This is a genomic window from Clostridium sp. K13 (assembly GCF_019734195.1).
In the GTDB taxonomy this organism is placed as follows: Bacteria; Bacillota; Clostridia; order Clostridiales; family Clostridiaceae; genus Clostridium.
Genome location: NZ_JAASHM010000084.1, coordinates 1 through 2,891, shown reverse-complemented (window position 1 = coordinate 2,891; position 2,891 = coordinate 1). Strand labels below are relative to the sequence as shown.

At 26.2% G+C, this 2,891-nt stretch carries 3 protein-coding genes; 1 reads left to right on the top strand and 2 read right to left on the bottom strand.

Annotation, left to right across the window (positions count from 1 at the left end; genetic code table 11):
- Window positions 1-61 precede the first annotated feature (61 nt).
- Window positions 62-826, bottom strand: a complete 765-nt coding sequence (istB, locus tag HCG76_RS18855; RefSeq protein WP_148325070.1) for an IS21-like element helper ATPase IstB — start codon at window positions 824-826, stop codon at window positions 62-64.
- A gap of 17 nt (window positions 827-843) precedes the next feature.
- The gene (gene istA / locus HCG76_RS18850) at window positions 844-2,046 is read right to left on the bottom strand and encodes an IS21 family transposase (protein ID WP_396020945.1); all 1,203 of its coding nucleotides are present in this window, start codon (window positions 2,044-2,046) and stop codon (window positions 844-846) included.
- 34 nt (window positions 2,047-2,080) lie between these two features.
- Here istA and HCG76_RS18845 point away from each other — a divergent pair, with 34 nt between their 5' ends.
- Entirely contained in the window at window positions 2,081-2,527 is a 447-nt protein-coding gene (locus HCG76_RS18845; RefSeq protein ID WP_221701803.1) for a hypothetical protein, read from the top strand.
- Window positions 2,528-2,891: the final 364 nt, after the last annotated feature.

The window sequence follows — 2,891 nt, the reverse complement described above, 5'->3', positions numbered from 1 at the left end:
TGTAAATGTCAATATATTTTTGTATAAAAATTGGAAAATAATTATGTACAATAATTAGAATTTACATTTTAGTCAAAGAGCTTTCTAAATGTTCTAATTTTGATTTAGTTCTATAAGAAGGTCCTTTTACAGATATAATATGAGAGTGATGTAAAAGTCTATCTAATATCGCATTTGCGATAACGGAATTTCCAAAAATATCAGACCATTTAGAAAAATTAGTATTAGTAGTTATTATTGTACAATGTTTTTCATATCTTTTAGATATTAATTGAAAGAAAAGATTTGCTGCATCAATATCTATAGGTAAATATCCTATTTCATCTATTATTAAAATCTTATATTTACAAAAATGACGAAGTCTTATATCTAATCTATTTTCAGATAAAGCTTTCTTTAATTGAGAAATTAAATCCTGAAAAGATATAAAATATGTTGAATATCGATGCTTAGCACATTCTATTCCAATAGAGGTCGCCAGGTGGGTTTTACCCACGCCGGATGATCCTACAAATAATATATTTTCTTTATTTTCTATAAATCTTAAAGTCATTAAATCAAGTATCTGCTGCTTATTTATTGCAGGTTGAAAATCAAAATCAAAATCTGTAACTTCCTTTAAAAATGGAAAGTTAGCAACTTTCACACAGGCCTGCATAGCTCTATCAGATTTTGCATTAATTTCTAAATTACTTAACTCATAAAGAGCATCAACAATACTTTTATTTCCAGAGTTAATTAGATCTATATATTTATCAATACTAGCTTTGATATTAAGCAATCCTAACTCCTCAAGATTATTTAGTAATTTAACATAGTTATTCATATTATCCTCCTATTTAATTATAAAAAGGCATCAAACTGTTTTAAATTAGCTTCCGCTAGCGATTCTATATCATCCGTACTCTTATTTTTTAACACTNATCCTAAAATTTCTTTATAATCACATTCATTATAATTAATCTTATTATCACTTAATTGATGTGTTGAAATTAAATCTGTGTTAAAATATATTTGTAATTCTTTATCTATTCTTCTAAGAGTTACAGATTTACCTATATATTTAGGTGGTACAGAGTATTTACTTCCTTTATAAGTTATTAGTGAATCCTTATGAACTTTGGTTTGACGGTCGTAGTTCATATAGGACTCTATGATATGATTACTTGGTAAGGGCAGTAGATACTCCTTTTCTTTTTGAAATAATAATATAGGTGGAATGTTAGTTGCTTGGTTTGGTGCTTGATTAACCTTAGAATTTATTCTTTGAAGCAGTTCAATGATGTCTGATTCATTTTCAAATTCTCCATCATAAGGTAATATCCATTCTACAAATTTATTTGCAGATTCTACTTTTCCTTTAGTATAAGAATGCCTTGGTTTACACAATGTAATTTTAAATCCAAAGTCATCGGCAAAAGCTTTTAGCTTGCTATTTATTTTTCTTCCATCTTTAGTGATATCGACAACTGTTTTCATATTGTCAAATAAAATTTCCTTAGGAACACCTCCTGTCATTTTAAAAGATTCTATTAGGCTTTCAAATACATCTTGTTGTNTTTTATTTTTTTTATAAGTAAAACAACAGAATCTTGAATTTCCTAACTTATAAGAAAATACATTGAAAATAAAAACTTCACCATATTTTGAAGTCAACTTAATATCTTCCTTCCAATCAACTTGTGCTTGCTTGCCAGGCGGTGTTTCGAATCTAGCATGTCCTCTTATGGCTTTCTTTGGTTTCAGGTTTTTAAGTTTTACATATTTATTAAAATTTGAATAAGTTCCTATATCACCATATTTATCTTTAAAATATTGATATACTCCATTTATCGTAACGCCATTTATGGCAAGCTTTTCTTTTATTTCAATATAATATTGATCCAATCTACTACTTTTATTTCTAGTTTTTGATTTACCTTCATATCCCTCATAATATTTCTTCACAGTTCTTCGATCTAAATCATATTCTCTAGCTAACTCTGAAAAGTTAGGTTTAATATTCATAGATTTTAATATAGTTAATTGACCTTGTAAATTCATAATCATTAGTATCCCTCCCATAAATAGGATATAACTAATGATCATTTTTGTACATTTTTATTTTCCATTTTCTGTTCATTGTTATATTATCATTTACATTCTCTCAACAAGAACAATTAGGAACTATATTAAACTGGGACTTTTAAATGGTAGTAAAACAAATGGATATTGGCAGTTTACTTCTGATGATATATCCAAATTTATGAATAATGATTATGTGACTCAAAGTTTAAATACTAAAAGGAATAGTTTAATATATGATTATATATTAAATGATTGTAAATCTATAAATTCAGTATGTTCAATTTACGACTATCCTGTAGAAAATAATGTTGAAGCAAAATCATTATATAATAAAATACTAAAAAAAATTAATTCTAATGAATATAATAACTTAAAATTTTCATACAATTATTCAAACAATATGGTTCGTATTATATTGATAGGTGATCCAAATGAAATAAATGAACTAATTATGTGTTAATAAAATTTTTTATTAATTTCTTTATAAATAAGATATTTGGTTAAATACTACTCAATTATCTTTTTAGTTCTATTCACAAATGAAATATTTATTATTTAATCACTTATAATCTTATAAAAAAGATACCTGGTATAAACTAAGTACCTTCTATCTGACAACCTTCGTCAGGGCAATTCTTTACGCTTCAATTAATCTCCACTAAATTACCCGAAAAAGACATAATATGTATTTTTCCTATCCCATTTTGAAGTAGAACGTTGAATTCTACTATTTTATAATTTTAAACAAAAAAAAAGTACTTAGCTTTAAACTAAGTACTTACCTGGCAACGTTCTACTCTCCCACACAGTCACCCGTGCAGTAC